Source organism: Oleiphilus sp. HI0132, from assembly GCF_001635845.1.
Genome location: NZ_LWGJ01001297.1, coordinates 1 through 16,397, shown reverse-complemented (window position 1 = coordinate 16,397; position 16,397 = coordinate 1). Strand labels below are relative to the sequence as shown.

Here is a 16,397-nt window from a genome sequence, read left to right as displayed (position 1 = left end):
GTACCAACACCATTACAATTCGACGCGCAGTTGCTTGAAACGTACGCACTACAGCTTATTCGCCTTAACAACGATCACGAGTGCGAAACCTTAATCCGAAAAGCCTTGGAAAAGAAATGGGACGACAGGCTGGTTCGCGTCTATGGAATGGTCGCCGCTCAAAACACTTCCGAGCAACTGATCCACGCCGAACAATGGCTAAAAAGCAGACCCAACAATGCCAGCTTATTGCTAGCACTTGGTAGGCTTTGCCTAAGAAATGGTTTATGGGGGAAAGCTCAAGAATACTTTGAAGCGAGCAACAAACTACACGAAAACAAGGAAAGTCTCGCGGAGCTATGTCGCCTGAATATACGCCTAAATGCGAAAAATAATGCCGACAAAGAAGTATTCGAAGGGCTTATCGAGAATCTTGAGCTGCCAAAATTGCCCCTACCTGAGTCTCGATAGCCACTGAGCTAGACAGTATTTCTGCTTGGCTCTAAAACCATCATGCTTGCGCCACTAATATTTAAGAACGTGGCGCATATTCCAGAACATCGGAGAAGAAGTCTTGTTCTTCTAATCCGGCTTCCAGCAAGGCGTCCATTGCAGAATGAACAAGCTTTGGCGAGCCACTAACAAAAACCTTACTATCCGCTAAATTTGAAAAGTCTGCTAATACCGCATCACTCAATTGATTGTGATGAGCGTTTGCATCTATGTTTTCAATGTCTGCGATAAGCGGGTGGAATTCAAAGTGATCATATTTCGATGCCCACTCCTCAGCCAACTCTGCCAAGTACATATCTTCTTCTTTTCTAACTCCCCAATATAAGGCAAGCGGAAGCGAATAATTCTGCGCCAGGAGATAGTCAATAATAGACTTCATTTGAGCAAAGCCGGTACCAGCAGCCATCAAGATTAGCGGCTTATCAGGCACTTTTGGCAAACAAGCCTTTCCAAACGGTAAAGAGATCGTGACACTGGCTCCACTCTCCAACGCGTCCTTACAGTAGTCCACAATTTCAACCGCTGAGTTCAAGTGCGGATCAGCCTGAATGTGGAGGGTGATTTCTCGCAAGCCAGGCGCTGAAGCGATAGAAAAATAACTACCAGCATCCTTACCCGGCATCTCAAGTGCCAAATACTGCCCGGCATAAAACTCCGGCAGCTTGCCCGCAGGTAACTGCAACTCAACTTTATAAACATGCCCTCTAATCACTTCGACAGCGATTACTCGGCAAACCGTTTTCTTCACAGGCAATTCTCCTGGCCCATAGATATTATCTATTGTAATTTTGCTTGAGTTCACTGGCCAAGTCTGGCACAGCAACAAGTCTTTCTGTAGTGGCCCCTGAACCAGCTCCCTTCGGGGGCCGAATTCAACTTCGCCAGAAACGAGCTTGGCCCGGCATATCTCACAAACCCCGTTGCGGCAACTGACGGGCAACTTCAAGGCATATCTGTCAGCAATTTCATATACTGACTCTCCCGCATCAAAAGCCAATTCGTATGTGCGAAGCTGGCCTTCAACCCGTGACTCTATTTCGAGCACGTTCACTTGGACTGATCACCACCAAAGATGCCCAAGTCGTCCCACCTTTCATCAACTCGAGACTTTATCTCGTCAGTCATAGTAATTGGTTCACCCCATTCCCGGTTTGTTTCACCCGGCCATTTATTGGTTGCATCAAGACCCATCTTGGAGCCTAAGCCCGATACTGGCGAAGCGAAGTCCAAATAGTCTATCGGTGTGTTTTCAACCAAGGTGATATCTCTTGCCGGATCCATACGTGTCGTAATTGCCCAAATCACATCTTCCCACTCTCGTGCGTTAACGTCATCATCCAAGACAATTACGAACTTGGTATACATAAACTGGCGAAGGAAGGACCACACGCCCATCATCACGCGTTTAGCATGCCCTGGGTATTGCTTCTTCATCGTTACAACGGCCAGGCGATATGAGCATCCTTCCGGCGGCAAATAAAAATCGACAATTTCAGGAAACTGCTTTCTTAGAATCGGTACAAAGACTTCATTCAAAGCTAAACCGAGAATCGCAGGCTCATCAGGCGGCCGACCAGTATAAGTACTGTGGTAAATCGCATTTTTTCGATGAGTAATACGCTCGACAGTAAATACCGGAAAGGTATCCACTTCATTGTAATAACCAGTATGATCACCGAAGGGTCCTTCGGGTGCGACTTCATCAGGGTAAATGAAGCCCTCCAATACTATCTCTGCACTCGCTGGCACTGATAGGTCACTCAAGCCCGCTTTAGTCACTTCAGTTTTACTATCACGTAACAAGCCAGCAAAGGCATATTCAGATAAGGTATCGGGCACGGGCGTTACTGCACCGAGTATTGTTGCTGGATCAGCACCTAAAGCCACCGCAACCGGGAAAGGTTTACCTGGGTGTTTTTGCTGCCACTCTCTGAAGTCTAGTGCGCCACCACGGTGAGATAGCCAGCGCATGATCAGCTTATTCTTTGCAATCAACTGCTGGCGATAAATCCCCAGATTCTGGCGAGACTTTTCAGGCCCTTTTGTAATCACCAAAGACCAGGTCACCAAAGGTCCTGCATCGCCTGGCCAGCAAGTCTGGATAGGAAGCTTATACAGATCCACCTGATCTTTTTCGATAAGCACTTCCTGACAGGCAGCCGAGCGGACCTCTTTGGGCCCCATCGCCATCACCTTTTTAAATATCGGTAGCTTTTGCCAGGCATCCTTAAAACCTTTAGGTGGTTCAGGTTCTTTAAGAAATGCCAAAAGTTTGCCCACTTCACGTAGTGCACTGACGTCTTCTTGCCCCATTCCTAAGGCAACGCGCCGCGTTGTACCAAAAAGATTTGCCAACACTGGCATATTGTAACCCTTTGGGTTTTCAAACAGTAAAGCAGGCCCTCCTGCACGTAAAGTACGATCACATATCTCGGTCATTTCCAGATAAGGATCGACTTCCTGAGCAATACGCTTCAACTCACCTTGCGCTTCAAGTTGTTTGATAAAACTTCGGAGGTCATCATATTTCATAACTGACACAACAATCTCAATTCAATTCATAAAAAAACCGGTATAAATACCGGTTTATATTCTAGCCTGACGATGTTTAATTCAGCTCAAAAGTTTTATTTAACAAAGCTTTTGAGCCATCAACAACAGCCTATCGCTTCTTCATCGACAAGAAGAACTCATCATTTGTTTTAGAGTCTTTCAGCTTATCGAGAATAAATTCTAATGCTGCTAAGTCGTCATCCATACTATGCAATAGTTTACGCAGTATCCAAACACGCTGAAGCTCATCTTCACTCATCAACAAGTCTTCTCGACGCGTTCCTGAACGGCGAATATTAATCGCAGGATATACTCGCTTCTCGGCACAACGACGATCAAGGTGTACTTCCATATTACCGGTACCCTTGAACTCTTCGTAAATAACCTCGTCCATTTTAGAGCCGGTATCAACAAGAGCTGTTGCAATAATTGTCAGGCTTCCACCTTCTTCAACATTTCGAGCAGCACCAAAGAAGCGCTTCGGACGTTCAAGTGCGTGTGCATCAACACCACCCGTTAAGACCTTACCCGACGATGGAATAATCGTATTATAGGCACGAGCCAAACGCGTAATAGAGTCAAGGATAATGACGACATCTTTCTTATGCTCAACCAAACGTTTTGCTTTCTCGATAACCATCTCGGCTACCTGAACGTGACGAGCTGGTGGCTCATCGAAGGTACTGGCTACAACCTCACCACGAACCGAACGCTGCATTTCCGTTACTTCTTCTGGACGCTCGTCAATCAACAATACCATGAGGTGACACTCAGGGTTGTTGCGCGCGACAGACTGAGCAATATTCTGCATCATCAAGGTCTTACCCGCTTTCGGCGGAGAAACAACCAAGCCACGCTGTCCTTTACCAATTGGAGCAACCAAATCAAGAATACGCGCTGACAAATCTTCTGTACTACCGTTACCGGCTTCCAGAATAAGACGATCATTTGGAAACAAAGGGGTCAGGTTTTCAAATAAAATCTTATTTTTCGAGTTCTCAGGTTTATCAAAGTTGATCTGACTAACTTTCAAAAGCGCGAAATATCTCTCGCCGTCTTTCGGCGGACGGATTTTCCCGGAAATCGTATCCCCGGTACGCAAATTGAAACGTCTAATTTGGCTAGGTGAAACGTAGATATCATCTGGTCCAGCCAGATATGAGCCTTCTGCTGATCGCAAAAATCCAAAGCCATCCTGAAGAATCTCTAAAACACCATCTCCATATATGTCTTCGCCACTTTTTGCATGGCGCTTCAATATAGAAAAGATAACTGTTTGTTTTCGAGATCGAGCAAGATTATCCAAGCCCATTTCGGCAGCAATTTCGAGTAATTCTGGAACGCTTTTTTTCTTAAGTTCGGTAAGATTCATATTATGTAAAAGTTCAAATAGATACAGCGCGAGGCCGTTAAAGGAAAGTTGTGATGAATTTAATTTTTTTGGCGGAGTGCCACCCCAAATCGGGGATATTGTCAATAAAGATAGCGCAGATTATACGCTATATCCAGAAATATACTATTTTTTTTACAATTATCGCGTTTTCGTACCTATAATTAAATAAACTACTTAAGAAACATATATTTATGAAGCCGACTCTTCAACCCTTCAAATCCCAAGGTTTTACTCTGATCGAACTGGTCATTGTTATCGTATTAATTGGAGCGCTTGCAAGCATCGCGTTACCTAGATTTAGTGACCTATCTGATGAAGCTGAACTAGCGCAGGTTAGGAGCATTGCTGGAAATTTGCAGGCAGGCGTTAAAACTGTCAAAGCAGTCTTCCAGGCAGCAGGCCATACCACTCGCACCCAAAACCTGACAAACTTTGGCAATGGCACGATTGACACCAACAATATCGGCTACCCAATTGGTGTTGATAAAGGCACAGGTAATGAGAATATAGGGCAAGGCAACAACGGCTGCATTGGTGTCTGGCAGGGCGTATTGGAAAACCCGCCCTCAGTTGTTGTTGGCAACAACAATGAAGCCTATCGAGCTTACCGCCACACCGGCAACAGAGTCTGCAGCTACGCTTATCGCCTTAACGGCGACACTGGCAATCGCAATAACAGCTCCTTGGTTATCAAGTACGACTCGCGCGACGGTAGTGTCGTAAGCTGCGGCACTCACGCAGATCTACCCGCTTGCTAACTCTTCCTTAAGCGCTTGATGATCATCAACGATTTATTTCTGTTTTAGCGATACACTGCACACGCTAAACTAATAACCCGTTTTTCATCGTCGATACTGACAGAGCTATTTATGTCGAACACAAATCAAAGCTGCTGCGATTCAGCCGTCAAACACACCCTTAATCCTTTAGATGATATCATTGAGCGCTTAAAAAAATTGGCAAACCCGATATCGGAGACAGAATCAGTTGCACTTATTGATGCACACGAAAGAGTGCTCGCTGAAGACTTAGTCTCTACACTTAATGTACCGCCCACAGATAACAGTGCCGTTGACGGCTACGCACTAAACCTTGATGACTTCTCTGAGGGTAAAGCCTTCTGTATCTCACAACGCATTCCTGCCGGGCACCAACCCGAGACACTTGAACGTGGCACTGCTGCGAGAATATTTACCGGCGCCTCGATACCAGCAGGAGCGAACTGCGTCATTATGCAAGAACAGGCGACAATCAATGAGCACAACAAGGAGGTAACCTTTTCCTCCCAGCCTAACGCTAAGCAAAATATTCGCCCTCGAGGTCAAGATGTTCAACAAGGCCAGGTTATTTTACAAAAGGGCCTAGTCCTTTCCCCTGCCCGCGTTGGCTTAATTGCTTCGATTGGTATTGCTAAGGTCAAAGTGTTTCGAAGACTAAAAGTCGCTATTTTTTCAACTGGAGACGAATTGGTAGAACCGGGCGATAAGCCCTCTTCTTCACAAATATTTAACTCCAACCGCTACCTACTTACCGGCATGCTCAAAAGCCTGAACGCAGATATAGTTGATCTTGGCCTCATCCCAGATCAACTCGAAGCAACGGTTAAAGCTTTAAACTCGGCGAGTGATAAAGCCGACATCATCATTAGCACTGGCGGCGCATCCGTTGGCGAAGAAGACTATGTACAAAGTGCAATCAAGTCATTGGGGAGCATTGATTTCTGGCGCGCAGCCATCAAGCCCGGTAAGCCTTTTATGTATGGACAAATTGGCGAAACACCAGTACTCGGTTTGCCCGGAAATCCAGGCGCAGTATTTGTTACCTTTTCGGTATTGGCTCGCCCTTTCTTACTCCATAAGCAAGGTATTAGCGACACTAAACCTCAAAGTTACTCTCTTGCCCTAGACTTCGATATTAAAAAGTCCGGCCCCAGAAGAGAATTTCTGAGAGTTCAGCGAAGCCAAGGCAATCGTCTGATTCGTCACCCGAACCAAAGCTCTGGTATGCTAAGCTCTGCAAGCTGGGCGGAGGGTTTCGCTGTGATTAAAGAACACACTCAACCAAAAGCAGGGGATTCTGTCGAGTTTATACCTTTCCCTAGCATTTTTTCTTTGCCGGTATAGCAAGCATTATTAAGTTACGAGACGACCTTATGAATATCCTTTTTTTTGCCAGCTTGCGAGAGCAGCTCGACTGCGATAGCGAACAATGGACCGAGATCGACGGCATCCAGACGACTGGCGATATCAAATCCAAGCTTCAGTCACGGGGCGAACCCTGGTTAAGCGCGCTTGCTAACGAACGGATCATTATTTCAGTCAATCAGGATATCGCCGATGCAAGTACTGCTGTTAAAGTAGGAGATGAAGTAGCATTTTATCCCCCGGTAACAGGCGGTTAGTATGAAAATATCTGTCAGCGTTCAGCAAGAAGATTTCTCAATAGAAAATGAGTACCAGACTCTACGGAACAACCACGCCCTAGCAACTGGCGCGATCTGCACGTTTTCAGGCTTGGTTCGGGAATTCGGAGATCGCCCTAATGTAAATGGCATGTTCCTGGAGCACTACCCTGGCATGACAGAGCAGTGCTTACAGAAAATCATTCAACAAGCAGCTGAACGTTGGCAGATACTTGAAGCGAGAGTCATTCACCGCGTTGGCCCTTTGCACTTGAGCGAACAAATTGTCTTCGTTGGCGTAAGCTCTGCACATAGAGCAGATGCTTTTGCGGCCTGTGAGTTTATTATGGACTACTTAAAGTCCGACGCGCCTTTCTGGAAAAAGGAAATCACCAAAGACGGTGCTGAATGGGTTGAAGCAAAAGAGAGCGACCTAGATAGAAAAAAACGCTGGTAAAATGTCTGACTTAAGCCACAATAATTTCGCCCTGGAACGACTCGACCCGCCTCGCTTTCCTCTCGCCAAGCAATTCTATAAACAAGCGAACTACCATTCCCACGTCGGTAAAGAAGACGAGGTTTACATCCTTAGAAATAACAACTCAAACAATAAAATCGTTGCGGCTGTTCGCCTGGTCAAGAGCGATCAATATCTGATTCTACGCAGCATGGTCGTGGTTCCATCCGAGCAGCGGCAAGGCATAGGAAGCAGGCTACTTACCGAACTAAAACCACACCTGACAAATCGCGAGTGCTGGTGCTTTCCTTTTGAGTGGCTTAAAGACTTTTATGCTCAAATTGGCTTTCAGCTTCAGAATATAGAACAGGCTCCTCCTTATATCGCTGAATCTCTTCGTCGCTATCTTCGACAAGGACGAAAACTCACCCTAATGAAGCACCCGCTTGCTTGATTTTCCCCAGATATCCTCCATAGTGTATCTTACAACGGTGTCTAAATCGGCTTCATGCCATGACCCAGTCTGTACAGAATAAGGAGCAAGTGACGTGCATTCCGTAAAAATAAAAGATTATATGAGCCCAAATGTTTTATCCTTCAAACCTGAAGACAGCGTTATTACGGCTTTAAGAACTCTGGTAAAAAAAGGCCGTTCGGGCGCACCGGTAATAGATAATGAAGGGAAGCTGGTTGGTATTCTTTCAGAATTGGATTGTTTGAAAGAAGCTCTAAATGACGGCTACTACCAATCAGTAGGTGATCGAGTCGCCGATCACATGACGACCGAGCTAGACATGGTTGAACAAGAAGATGATATCATTGTCTGCGCAGAGTTCTTCACTTCTGGCCGACGACGACTACCGGTTATGGACGGCGGCAAGCTTGTTGGCATTATTACTCGTCAAGACTTTGCTCGCGCACTGATCAACCGTATTGACCATCCTCACCACGGTGACAACTAGATCATGAACTACTAGACTGAGCCAGCCCTTCAGGGTTTGGCTCAGGCTGTATTAAACTAATCATTTCCCATCCAACTGAAGGCTTTGCATCTGTTCTGCCTAAAGGCACAACCTGCTTATCTGGACGAATCGCAAACAATAGCGTCAGCCGATTACCATGGAGCTGTAAATAGTCCTCATAGGTAAACTCTTCAGAGAGCTGCGTCGTTCTAATTGTCGCGCCTTTACTTACCAAGCTCGCTAACTTTGCAAAGGTCGCTCCCTCGTCAAACTGATTTCGTGTTCGCACATATTTTTCAGACGATTGATGACTAGCGCGCACATCCTGATCACCTTCAGGCAAACCAAGAACACTCCCAACACCCATTAAGTCCAGATAATGATAGGTCGATAAAGTATTCAACTGTTTATAGGGCGAGATAGCCAACATATGACCAACCCCGGTTAAATCCAGGTTATTTTCAGCATGCTCTGAAACGGGGTTACCATAATAGACTGGCAGATTGTCCATTCGCGCTGCCCTGACATTTTCCCAACTGGTATCTGTCAGAATAACGGTGACACCTTTGCCGATCATAGCCTTTGCCAAATTTCTCGCCACGGCGTTCGCACCAATAAATAGAAAGCCATTATCATCCGGCTCTTTAACCTTTAACAAGCCCGCCAAAGGGCTTGAGGTAATACTTTGGATAATGACAGTAACAACGATAACCAAAAACACCATCGGAACTAAGGCACCCGCATCGGCATGCCCTGCTTGCTCCAGTTTAAAAGCAAATAACGCTGACACCGCCGCAGCGACAATGCCTCTTGGCGCAACCCAGCCTAAAAAGGTTTTCTCCTGCCAGCTCAAGTCTGTTTTGACCGCGGCTAACCAAACCGAAAGAGGCCTGGCCACCAGCATTAGTATGAGAATTACCCACAGAGCATTCCAGCCCAAAGCAGTAGCCATACTCAGATCCATTCTTGCCGCAAGCAATATAAATAGTGCCGAGATCAGAAGAACACTGAGCGACTCTTTGAATTCGAGAATATCTTCAACCGGCACACCTTTCATGTTCGCCAGCCAGATCCCCATAATGGTCACTGTCAAAAGACCCGACTCGTGAACCAAAAAGTTAGAAAATGCGAAGATACCCAACATAAACGTCAGTGTTCCGGCATTTTGCAAGAACTGGGGTAACCAATGACTTCTTAATGCTCTCCCCAAGTAATAACCTGAAGAGCAGCCTAAGACGACCCCCAACACCAAGGTCGAACCAAAAGTCTGCAAGACATGCTCAAAGGCCAGGCTTTTGCTCATACCGCTGGATACAATAAATTCAAATACCAAAACAGCCAGTAGCGCTCCTATCGGATCGACTACGATTCCTTCCCACTTAAGAATATTGGTAATTCGGGCATTGGGTCGAACCGATCGTAATAACGGCATGATCACCGTAGGCCCACTAACCACCACAATTGCACCAAATAAGGTTGCGACCGGCCAAGACAGGTCAACTAGATAACGGCTGGCAATGGTTCCGATAGACCAAGTAACAACTACACCAGACATTAGAAGGTTGCGAACCATCTTGCCGTGTTCACGTAGCTCCTGAAATTTAAGAGTAAGGCTACCCTCAAACAGAATCACGGCAACGGCCAGCGATACAATCGGGAATAGCATTTCACCAAACAAGGCATCCGGCTCCAGAATACCTAAACCAGGCCCGATAAGAATTCCTGCAAGTAAGAGAAATAAAATTGCCGGCAAACGTAAACGCCAGGCAATCCATTGACAAATAAGGGAAATAACACCAATACTCGCCAGTAAAATAAGCTGCAGCTCAACCATAGAAACGGATTCTTTTCTTTGAAATCGGCCCACCCGCAACATACATCTATGGGGAAGCACTTTAACTCGTTACAACACCCTTTTAAGGGACGTCTTACAATTAAAGATCATTCTGCCAGGATTGCGAGTTTCTTTAGAATTTGAGATACCGCCATAAAGGCGAATGTTGCCGTTATGTGAGTTGCCGCACCAAAGCCCGAGGCACAATCCAGTTTTACCGGACCGCCTTCGGCTGGCTTTTCGTGACATACTGCGCCATCACTGTGTGCGTAAACTAATTGCTCAGTCGAATATACACAGTCAATCCGATATTTGCGTTTGGGGTTTCGGGAAAAGCCATGCATGCGACGAAGATTATTGCGTATCTTGGCAAGCAATGGGTCCTGGATAGTACGATTTAAGTCAGCAATTTGAATCTGACTCGGATCAACTTGGCCACCGGCGCCTCCCGAGCAGATCAACTTAATCTTATGTCGCGAACAATGAGCAATAATGGCAGTCTTTGCTTTGACACTATCGGTCGCATCAAAGACATAGTCAAAGCCTTTGTGCAGCAAAGTTTCTACATTTGCAGGCGTAATAAAGGTGTGGTTTGCATGTACTTTGATCTGCGGATTAATCTGCTGCATTCGAGCAGCCATAGCCTCCACCTTCATCGCCCCAACCGTGTCTTGCAATGCATGGATTTGCCTGTTGATATTCGAAACGCAAATATCATCCAGATCAAATAGGGTAACTTCACCAATACCCGATCGAGCTAAGGCTTCGGCGGCCCAGGAACCGACACCGCCAATACCAATCACGGCAATATGACTATGCTGAAAACGCTCTAGCGTTGGCAAACCATACAGGCGAGCAATACCGCCAAAGCGAAAGGCAATATCGTCATTCATAGAGCCATCAGCCTTATATCAGGAATCAGAAGCTTATAGCTCGCTAGACTTCAGCGCAGCATTTGATTTCAATACATCACTGTATGCTTGAGACTTAGCATGCTCCGACACGCGATCAAATATTGTCTCACCGCTTAGAGATAAAGCATTAATATTCCTGCCAGATTCAGCAAACATTGCAATAAAACGCTGAAAGAAATCAGGAGTCATATGTTGGTAGGCTTGAATTAGTACGTGATAATCCGGATCGCTACCATCCAAAGGCTTTAAAGATAAAAAACCCTGAATTCGCTCATCACTCCACTGCTCATCTTCGACTTTCGGTTGACTTGGTCCACTCACGCTACGACACCTTCTAAATATTTGTTACAGACTAAAAGGCCGCCATTATAGCGAGCTAGTGCCTTCCAAGAAAGATACATTTTAGAAGTCCCAGTCAGACTCCTCACAAACCGGGTCAAACACGCTTATTTCGACCCGTCGATTCTTGGCCCGGTTCTCTGCGGTGTCATTAGGTGCCAAAGGATTTGTTTCTGCTCTGCCCGCTGCACTAACGCGGTTAGCATCTACTTTATTATTAAAAATAAGTTGATGGACGACACTCACAGCCCGTGCTGCAGACAAATCCCAATTTGAACGATAGCGCGCCGAGTTAACCGGCAAATTATCGGTATAACCCGAGACCGTTATTTCACCCTCGCAAGTAGCAAGTACTTCTTCTATTTTTTCAAGAATCGGGAACATTGCATCTTTTAGCTCTTCACTCCCTGATGGAAAAGTAGTCGCCTCAGAGAAACGCACAACCACTTTGTTGGAGTCATAACTTACAGATAAAGCATTAGAAAGGATTTCAGATTCCAGACTATCAACCAAACTCTCTGTGAGCTTATCGATACTCGGGTCTATTTGTGCCGCCTCGCTCTCTTTCTCTTCAGGCTCTTCCAACATCTCTATATCGGAGTCGCCAAAGTCTTCGAACTCTTTCTCCAATTCAGACTGCTCGTCTGTCGTCGCGGGTGGTGGGGGAATAGCGGGCGCTTCAGCAAAAATAATTGCGCCTCCCGCCTTATTTTCACCGGTCAAAGCCTCGATGCCAAATGATGAAGCCATAGCTATCGCCATCACTTCATATTTCTGAAGATCCATCTTGGAAAAGCTGAGTAGCAGAATAAAAAAAGTCAGCAGCAAAGACATTAAGTCCGCAAAGGTGACAATCCAGCCGGACGAACCACTTGCCTTAGGTTTTGGCCTAGGAATCGCCCTCATCGTACTTACTCTTCTGCCTTAACAATTTCACGCTGGGCAGGCGGTAAATAGCTAACCAGGACTTCGGTAATAACGCGAGGGTTCTGACCTTTCAGAATATTTTGAACACTGGTAATAACCAATGACATATTACGATGCTCATCCATTGCTTTTAGGTTTAATTTATCAGCCAAGGGAATCGCCACCACTTGCGCGATAAAGGCACCGTAGAAGGTGGTCAACAATGCCACCGCCATCGCTGGGCCAACTGAACTGGGGGCCGCCATATTATTCAACATCTGAACCAGGCCGACCAAGGTGCCCAACATACCTAGCCCTGGCGCTGTTTCTGCCACACCACGAAAGACCTTTTCGGCAGTATCATATCGCTCAATAGACTGTTCTAGCTCTTGAATCAATAGCTCTTCGATAAACTCGGAAGGGTGGCCATCTATACACAAGGCTATCCCCTTTGCCAAAAACTCATCTTCAATTTCAGCATTTTCTAAGCCAAGAATCCCTTCTTTTCGAACAATACCCGAAAGTTCCCGAACCTTCTCAATCAACATAACCGGGTTTTCAGTACGTTCAAGAAAAACAGTTGAAAAGGCAAGTTTGAAAGAAGTGGCCACTGACGTCAGGCGATATTTAACCAGGGTTATGGCTATCGTACCCACGACAACAATAACGAGCCCCGGCACGTTAACGAAATCCATAATGCTGGATTCAATTAAAATCGCGCCAATGACGATGACAAAGCCAAAAATCAGACCTATGAGGGTCGCTAAATCCATAAAATCAAAACCTATGTGCCAAGATTTGGCCGCATTGTTGACAATTCATTGTAGTCACGCTGAATAAGCAATATTCAGGCCGTTTTATTCTTATTACCTATCGGCCACTTGCAAGCCTTACTTTATAGCAAGCGCTCAGCTTTCTTCCCTAATCCTAGCCATGACCTCAGAGGTTTCGGGCAAAATGCCTCGCCAAACACGAAAAGCTTCTGCCGCCTGCCCGACCAACATCCCGAGACCATCAATTGTCTGGGATGCCCCTGCCTCTTCAGCCCACCGATTAAAGACAGTCTGCTCTGAGCCGTACATCATGTCGTAGGCAACCGTCGCAGCACCGATAATCGATTTCGAAATTGGTGGCAAGGAACCCGATAAACTGGCCGAGGTACCATTAATCACCAAGTCAAAAGCTTCGTTCAAGGCTTCAAAGCTCGAACTTTCAATACTCCCCTGATCTTGAAACAAGTCTACCAAAGCATCCGCTTTACTAACGGTTCTATTGGCCACCACAACCTTGCTTGGCTTTTCTTCAAGTATAGGCTGCAATACGCCTCTTACAGCACCACCTGCCCCTAAAATCAGTATTTTTTTTCCACTTAGGCTAATTCCATGCCCCTGAATGTCGGACACTAAACCCAAACCATCTGTATTGTCACCGCAAAGCAAGCCTTGCTCATCAAGGTACAAAGTATTTACAGCACCAGCCTTTTCAGCACCAAGGCTACGCTTGTCACACATGTCCCAAGCTTGCTCTTTGAAAGGCACGGTAACGTTAAGGCCTTTTCCTTCTGTCTGAGCAAAAAAGCCTTTGACCACTGATGTAAAATCATCGACTGGCGCTTCAATTTTATCGTAAGTAAGTGCCTGCTTCGTCTGCGTGGCAAACATACTATGAATCAATGGAGACTTACTATGAGAAACGGGGTTACCAACAACGGCATATTTATCTGACATGTATTTTTCCTTACTCCCTGAAGACTATCAGATCCAGTCCTGATGCGGCAAAAAGCGCTCGGTCAGTTCAGCTTCTCTTGAACCTGCTTTAGTCTGATAGTTGTAATCCCAACTGACCAGCGGAGGCATCGACATAAGTATCGACTCAGTGCGCCCTCCAGACTGGAGGCCAAATAGCGTACCGCGATCAAATACTAGATTAAACTCAACATAACGGCCACGACGATGCAATTGGAACTGTCGCTCCCTTTCGCCATACTCGCTATCTTTGCGCCGTTCGATGATCGGGCGATACGCCTTCACATAGGAATTGCCCACGGCCTGCATAAATTCGAAGCTCTTTTCGAAGCCCCATTCATTCAAGTCATCAAAGAATAAGCCGCCAACTCCGCGCGCTTCGTCCCGATGTTTCAGGTAAAAGTACTCATCGCACCACTTTTTATACTTAGGGTAAACCTCTTCACCAAAAGGCGCACAAGCTTCCGCTGCAACTTGATGCCATTGCTGGCAATCTTCTACAAAACCATAGTAAGGCGTTAAATCATAACCACCACCGAACCACCAAATGGGTTCAGCACCGTCCTTTTCCGCAATAAAGAAGCGAACATTGGCATGAGAGGTCGGTACATAGGGGTTATGAGGGTGCATAACCAAAGACACACCCATCGCCTGAAAGCGACGACCTGCCAACTCAGGTCTGGCACTAGTTGCCGAAGGCGGCAATGAGTCCCCGTAAACATGAGAGAAGTTAACACCCCCTTTCTCGAAAACAGCCCCATCTTTAATCACTCGAGTTCGACCACCGCCACCTTGAGGGCGCTCCCAGGCATCCTCTACAAAGCGCGCCTGACCATCACTTTGCTCCAGCCCTTCACAAATACTATCTTGCAAACCGAGCAAATAAGCTTTGACCTGTTCTAACATGCACTCACTCCTAATATTTATTCTGTATGCGCTGAGTTTATCCAACGCTAGACCCGTAGCGACTCTCCGCTTACCAGGTCTCTAATTTCTGAAGGTTTATCGAAGCCGCCAAGGCGGCCAGGCAGAAGATAATCAACTCTCCCCCTAAAGTAGTCTCGTGCTTCACGTAGGTTCATTGCCGGATGCTTGCCAGAAGGATTAGCCGAAGTAGACACCAGAGGTGCTCCGACTCGTCGACTAAGCTCAACAATTAAAGGGTGCGTACTAAGACGCAAGGCAACGCTTGAAAACCGCCCCTTGATATATGAAGGCACTCTGTTGGCTTCATCTGGCACCAACCAAGTAGTCGGCCTCGTAACCGGCGCTAGAAACTTACGCTGAAGTGCCTCGGGCAAATCCTTAAGTAAAACGTCAAAATAACAAGCCTCTCCTGAAACCAAGATCAAGCCTTTTTCAACGGGTCTGGTTTTCAAGTCCAGGATCTTATAAACGGCTTGCTTGTTGTCTGGATGACAAGCCAAGCCCCAAACCGCCTCGGTCGGATGTGCAATCACTCCACCACCCTTGAGAATATTAGCAGCAAACTGAACCTGCCATTCAGATAAACGACTTAGCGACACCCAAACCTCTCTTCCTATCGACGCTATTTACACTTCAAAAAGCACTTTAGACAAGTGACCATAATTATTGGGCTGAGTTTACTGATTTCACACGCTGATAGCCACCTGGCACATTAGAAATTAAACCTTTTAGCTCCAAGCTCACCAGGTTTTGCAATAGCACGCCAGCTTCCAGTTGGCTCTCGCTAGCTAGAACGTCAAAGGAGGTACACTGAAAATCAATCAGAGGTAATAGCTTTCCTTCATCGGGCAAAAGTTCATGTGACAACTGAGTTTCAGCTGCATGACCCTCAGCCTTGCCCACTATAGCGCTTGTACTGCGCCCAATCGGACTCTCACGCTTTGAGTTATTGGCGGAAGACGCTACCGTCATACAAGAGTCCCGACAAGGAAAAGCTAGAATATCCTCGACACATGTCACCAGCTGCGCTCCCTGTTTAATCAGATCGTTGCATCCGGCAGCCACTTCACTATCAATAGGCCCTGGAATGACATATACCTCCCGATTCTGTTCTATCGCATAATTCGCAGTGATTAATGATCCGCTTTTCAGGCCAGCTTCAACAATCAATGAACCCTGAGAAAGCCCCGAAATCAAACGATTTCGTCGCGGAAAATTTGCAGGCACAGGCAGAGACCCTAAAGCCATTTCCGACACCAGCACTCCTCGATCCATAATTTGCTCTGCTAGTTTTTGATTTTGCCTTGGGTAAACAAGATCTAAGCCCGTCCCCAAAACAGCACAGGTAATGCCACTTGCTTCCAAGGCTCCTCGATGGGCCAAAGTATCAACCCCCAAAGCCAAACCACTAACGACATTCTGGCCCTGAAGGCTCAACTCATAGGCAAAAGAATAGGCATGCTGTTTCCCGGCC

Annotated in this window: 19 protein-coding genes; 7 read left to right on the top strand and 12 right to left on the bottom strand. The window is 46.3% G+C overall.

What is annotated here, in order from left to right; translation table 11 throughout:
- A partial coding sequence (locus A3766_RS31330; protein ID WP_369808643.1) for a heme biosynthesis protein HemY occupies window positions 1-450 on the top strand: 450 nt, incomplete at its 5' end.
- A gap of 61 nt (window positions 451-511) precedes the next feature.
- Here A3766_RS31330 and A3766_RS19820 read toward each other — a convergent pair.
- The 3 genes from A3766_RS19820 to rho form a co-directional block, all read right to left on the bottom strand.
- The gene (locus A3766_RS19820) at window positions 512-1,543 is read right to left on the bottom strand and encodes a 2Fe-2S iron-sulfur cluster-binding protein (RefSeq protein ID WP_082865348.1); all 1,032 of its coding nucleotides are present in this window, start codon (window positions 1,541-1,543) and stop codon (window positions 512-514) included.
- On the bottom strand, window positions 1,540-3,024 hold the full coding sequence (ubiD, locus tag A3766_RS19815) for a 4-hydroxy-3-polyprenylbenzoate decarboxylase (protein WP_068512779.1): 1,485 nt from the start codon (window positions 3,022-3,024) through the stop codon (window positions 1,540-1,542). Before ubiD ends, A3766_RS19820 begins: the two co-directional genes overlap by 4 nt.
- A 130-nt stretch (window positions 3,025-3,154) precedes the next feature.
- Window positions 3,155-4,417, bottom strand: a complete 1,263-nt coding sequence (gene rho, locus A3766_RS19810) for a transcription termination factor Rho (protein WP_068512781.1) — start codon at window positions 4,415-4,417, stop codon at window positions 3,155-3,157.
- 212 nt (window positions 4,418-4,629) lie between these two features.
- Here rho and A3766_RS19805 point away from each other — a divergent pair, with 212 nt between their 5' ends.
- The 6 genes from A3766_RS19805 to A3766_RS19780 all read left to right on the top strand — a co-directional run bounded on the left by A3766_RS19805 (window position 4,630) and on the right by A3766_RS19780 (window position 8,258).
- Window positions 4,630-5,196: a type II secretion system protein gene (locus A3766_RS19805; protein ID WP_068512784.1), complete on the top strand. Its 567-nt coding sequence runs from the start codon at window positions 4,630-4,632 to the stop codon at window positions 5,194-5,196.
- A gap of 111 nt (window positions 5,197-5,307) precedes the next feature.
- Entirely contained in the window at window positions 5,308-6,561 is a 1,254-nt protein-coding gene (gene glp / locus A3766_RS19800; RefSeq protein ID WP_068512791.1) for a gephyrin-like molybdotransferase Glp, read from the top strand.
- Between the two features lie 29 nt (window positions 6,562-6,590).
- The gene (locus A3766_RS19795; RefSeq protein WP_068512793.1) at window positions 6,591-6,839 is read left to right on the top strand and encodes a MoaD/ThiS family protein; all 249 of its coding nucleotides are present in this window, start codon (window positions 6,591-6,593) and stop codon (window positions 6,837-6,839) included.
- Between the two features lies 1 nt (window position 6,840).
- Complete coding sequence (moaE, locus tag A3766_RS19790; protein WP_068512795.1) at window positions 6,841-7,296, top strand: molybdopterin synthase catalytic subunit MoaE; 456 nt, start codon at window positions 6,841-6,843, stop codon at window positions 7,294-7,296.
- 1 nt (window position 7,297) lies between these two features.
- On the top strand, window positions 7,298-7,750 hold the full coding sequence (locus A3766_RS19785; protein ID WP_068512804.1) for a GNAT family N-acetyltransferase: 453 nt from the start codon (window positions 7,298-7,300) through the stop codon (window positions 7,748-7,750).
- Window positions 7,751-7,844: 94 nt separating this feature from the next.
- Window positions 7,845-8,258, top strand: coding sequence for a CBS domain-containing protein (locus A3766_RS19780; RefSeq protein ID WP_082870359.1), 414 nt, complete (start codon window positions 7,845-7,847; stop codon window positions 8,256-8,258).
- A 1-nt stretch (window position 8,259) separates the two neighbouring features.
- Here A3766_RS19780 and A3766_RS19775 read toward each other — a convergent pair whose 3' ends face one another.
- The 9 genes from A3766_RS19775 to dprA form a co-directional block, all read right to left on the bottom strand.
- Complete coding sequence (locus A3766_RS19775; RefSeq protein ID WP_068512807.1) at window positions 8,260-10,092, bottom strand: sodium:proton antiporter; 1,833 nt, start codon at window positions 10,090-10,092, stop codon at window positions 8,260-8,262.
- A gap of 107 nt (window positions 10,093-10,199) precedes the next feature.
- A complete protein-coding gene (gene tcdA, locus A3766_RS19770; protein WP_068512811.1) occupies window positions 10,200-10,985 on the bottom strand; it encodes a tRNA cyclic N6-threonylcarbamoyladenosine(37) synthase TcdA in 786 nt (261 codons plus the stop codon).
- Window positions 10,986-11,018: 33 nt separating this feature from the next.
- Entirely contained in the window at window positions 11,019-11,327 is a 309-nt protein-coding gene (locus A3766_RS19765) for a PA4642 family protein (protein WP_068510133.1), read from the bottom strand.
- 81 nt (window positions 11,328-11,408) lie between these two features.
- Complete coding sequence (locus A3766_RS19760) at window positions 11,409-12,251, bottom strand: OmpA family protein (RefSeq protein ID WP_068512812.1); 843 nt, start codon at window positions 12,249-12,251, stop codon at window positions 11,409-11,411.
- Between the two features lie 5 nt (window positions 12,252-12,256).
- A complete protein-coding gene (locus tag A3766_RS19755; RefSeq protein WP_068642829.1) occupies window positions 12,257-13,024 on the bottom strand; it encodes a MotA/TolQ/ExbB proton channel family protein in 768 nt (255 codons plus the stop codon).
- Between the two features lie 135 nt (window positions 13,025-13,159).
- Window positions 13,160-13,978, bottom strand: coding sequence for a shikimate dehydrogenase (gene aroE, locus A3766_RS19750; protein ID WP_068512817.1), 819 nt, complete (start codon window positions 13,976-13,978; stop codon window positions 13,160-13,162).
- 27 nt (window positions 13,979-14,005) lie between these two features.
- On the bottom strand, window positions 14,006-14,902 hold the full coding sequence (gene hemF, locus A3766_RS19745) for an oxygen-dependent coproporphyrinogen oxidase (protein WP_068512821.1): 897 nt from the start codon (window positions 14,900-14,902) through the stop codon (window positions 14,006-14,008).
- A gap of 47 nt (window positions 14,903-14,949) precedes the next feature.
- Window positions 14,950-15,522 (bottom strand): L-threonylcarbamoyladenylate synthase, encoded by a 573-nt coding sequence (locus tag A3766_RS19740; RefSeq protein WP_068512824.1) that lies wholly within the window; start codon window positions 15,520-15,522, stop codon window positions 14,950-14,952.
- 64 nt (window positions 15,523-15,586) lie between these two features.
- Window positions 15,587-16,397: DNA-processing protein DprA (dprA, locus tag A3766_RS19735; RefSeq protein ID WP_068642827.1), on the bottom strand; the 811-nt coding region annotated here is incomplete at its 5' end.

Excerpts from the sequence above, each read along its gene's own strand:
- ubiD (WP_068512779.1), bottom strand. The coding sequence starts at position 3,024 with ATGAAATATGATGACCTCCGAAGTTTTATCAAACAACTTGAAGCGCAA.
- rho (WP_068512781.1), bottom strand. The coding sequence starts at position 4,417 with ATGAATCTTACCGAACTTAAGAAAAAAAGCGTTCCAGAATTACTCGAA.
- A3766_RS19805 (WP_068512784.1), top strand. The coding sequence starts at position 4,630 with ATGAAGCCGACTCTTCAACCCTTCAAATCCCAAGGTTTTACTCTGATC.
- glp (WP_068512791.1), top strand. The coding sequence starts at position 5,308 with ATGTCGAACACAAATCAAAGCTGCTGCGATTCAGCCGTCAAACACACC.
- A3766_RS19795 (WP_068512793.1), top strand. The coding sequence starts at position 6,591 with ATGAATATCCTTTTTTTTGCCAGCTTGCGAGAGCAGCTCGACTGCGAT.
- moaE (WP_068512795.1), top strand. The coding sequence starts at position 6,841 with ATGAAAATATCTGTCAGCGTTCAGCAAGAAGATTTCTCAATAGAAAAT.
- A3766_RS19785 (WP_068512804.1), top strand. The coding sequence starts at position 7,298 with ATGTCTGACTTAAGCCACAATAATTTCGCCCTGGAACGACTCGACCCG.
- A3766_RS19775 (WP_068512807.1), bottom strand. The coding sequence starts at position 10,092 with ATGGTTGAGCTGCAGCTTATTTTACTGGCGAGTATTGGTGTTATTTCC.
- tcdA (WP_068512811.1), bottom strand. The coding sequence starts at position 10,985 with ATGAATGACGATATTGCCTTTCGCTTTGGCGGTATTGCTCGCCTGTAT.
- A3766_RS19760 (WP_068512812.1), bottom strand. The coding sequence starts at position 12,251 with ATGAGGGCGATTCCTAGGCCAAAACCTAAGGCAAGTGGTTCGTCCGGC.
- A3766_RS19755 (WP_068642829.1), bottom strand. The coding sequence starts at position 13,024 with ATGGATTTAGCGACCCTCATAGGTCTGATTTTTGGCTTTGTCATCGTC.
- aroE (WP_068512817.1), bottom strand. The coding sequence starts at position 13,978 with ATGTCAGATAAATATGCCGTTGTTGGTAACCCCGTTTCTCATAGTAAG.
- hemF (WP_068512821.1), bottom strand. The coding sequence starts at position 14,902 with ATGTTAGAACAGGTCAAAGCTTATTTGCTCGGTTTGCAAGATAGTATT.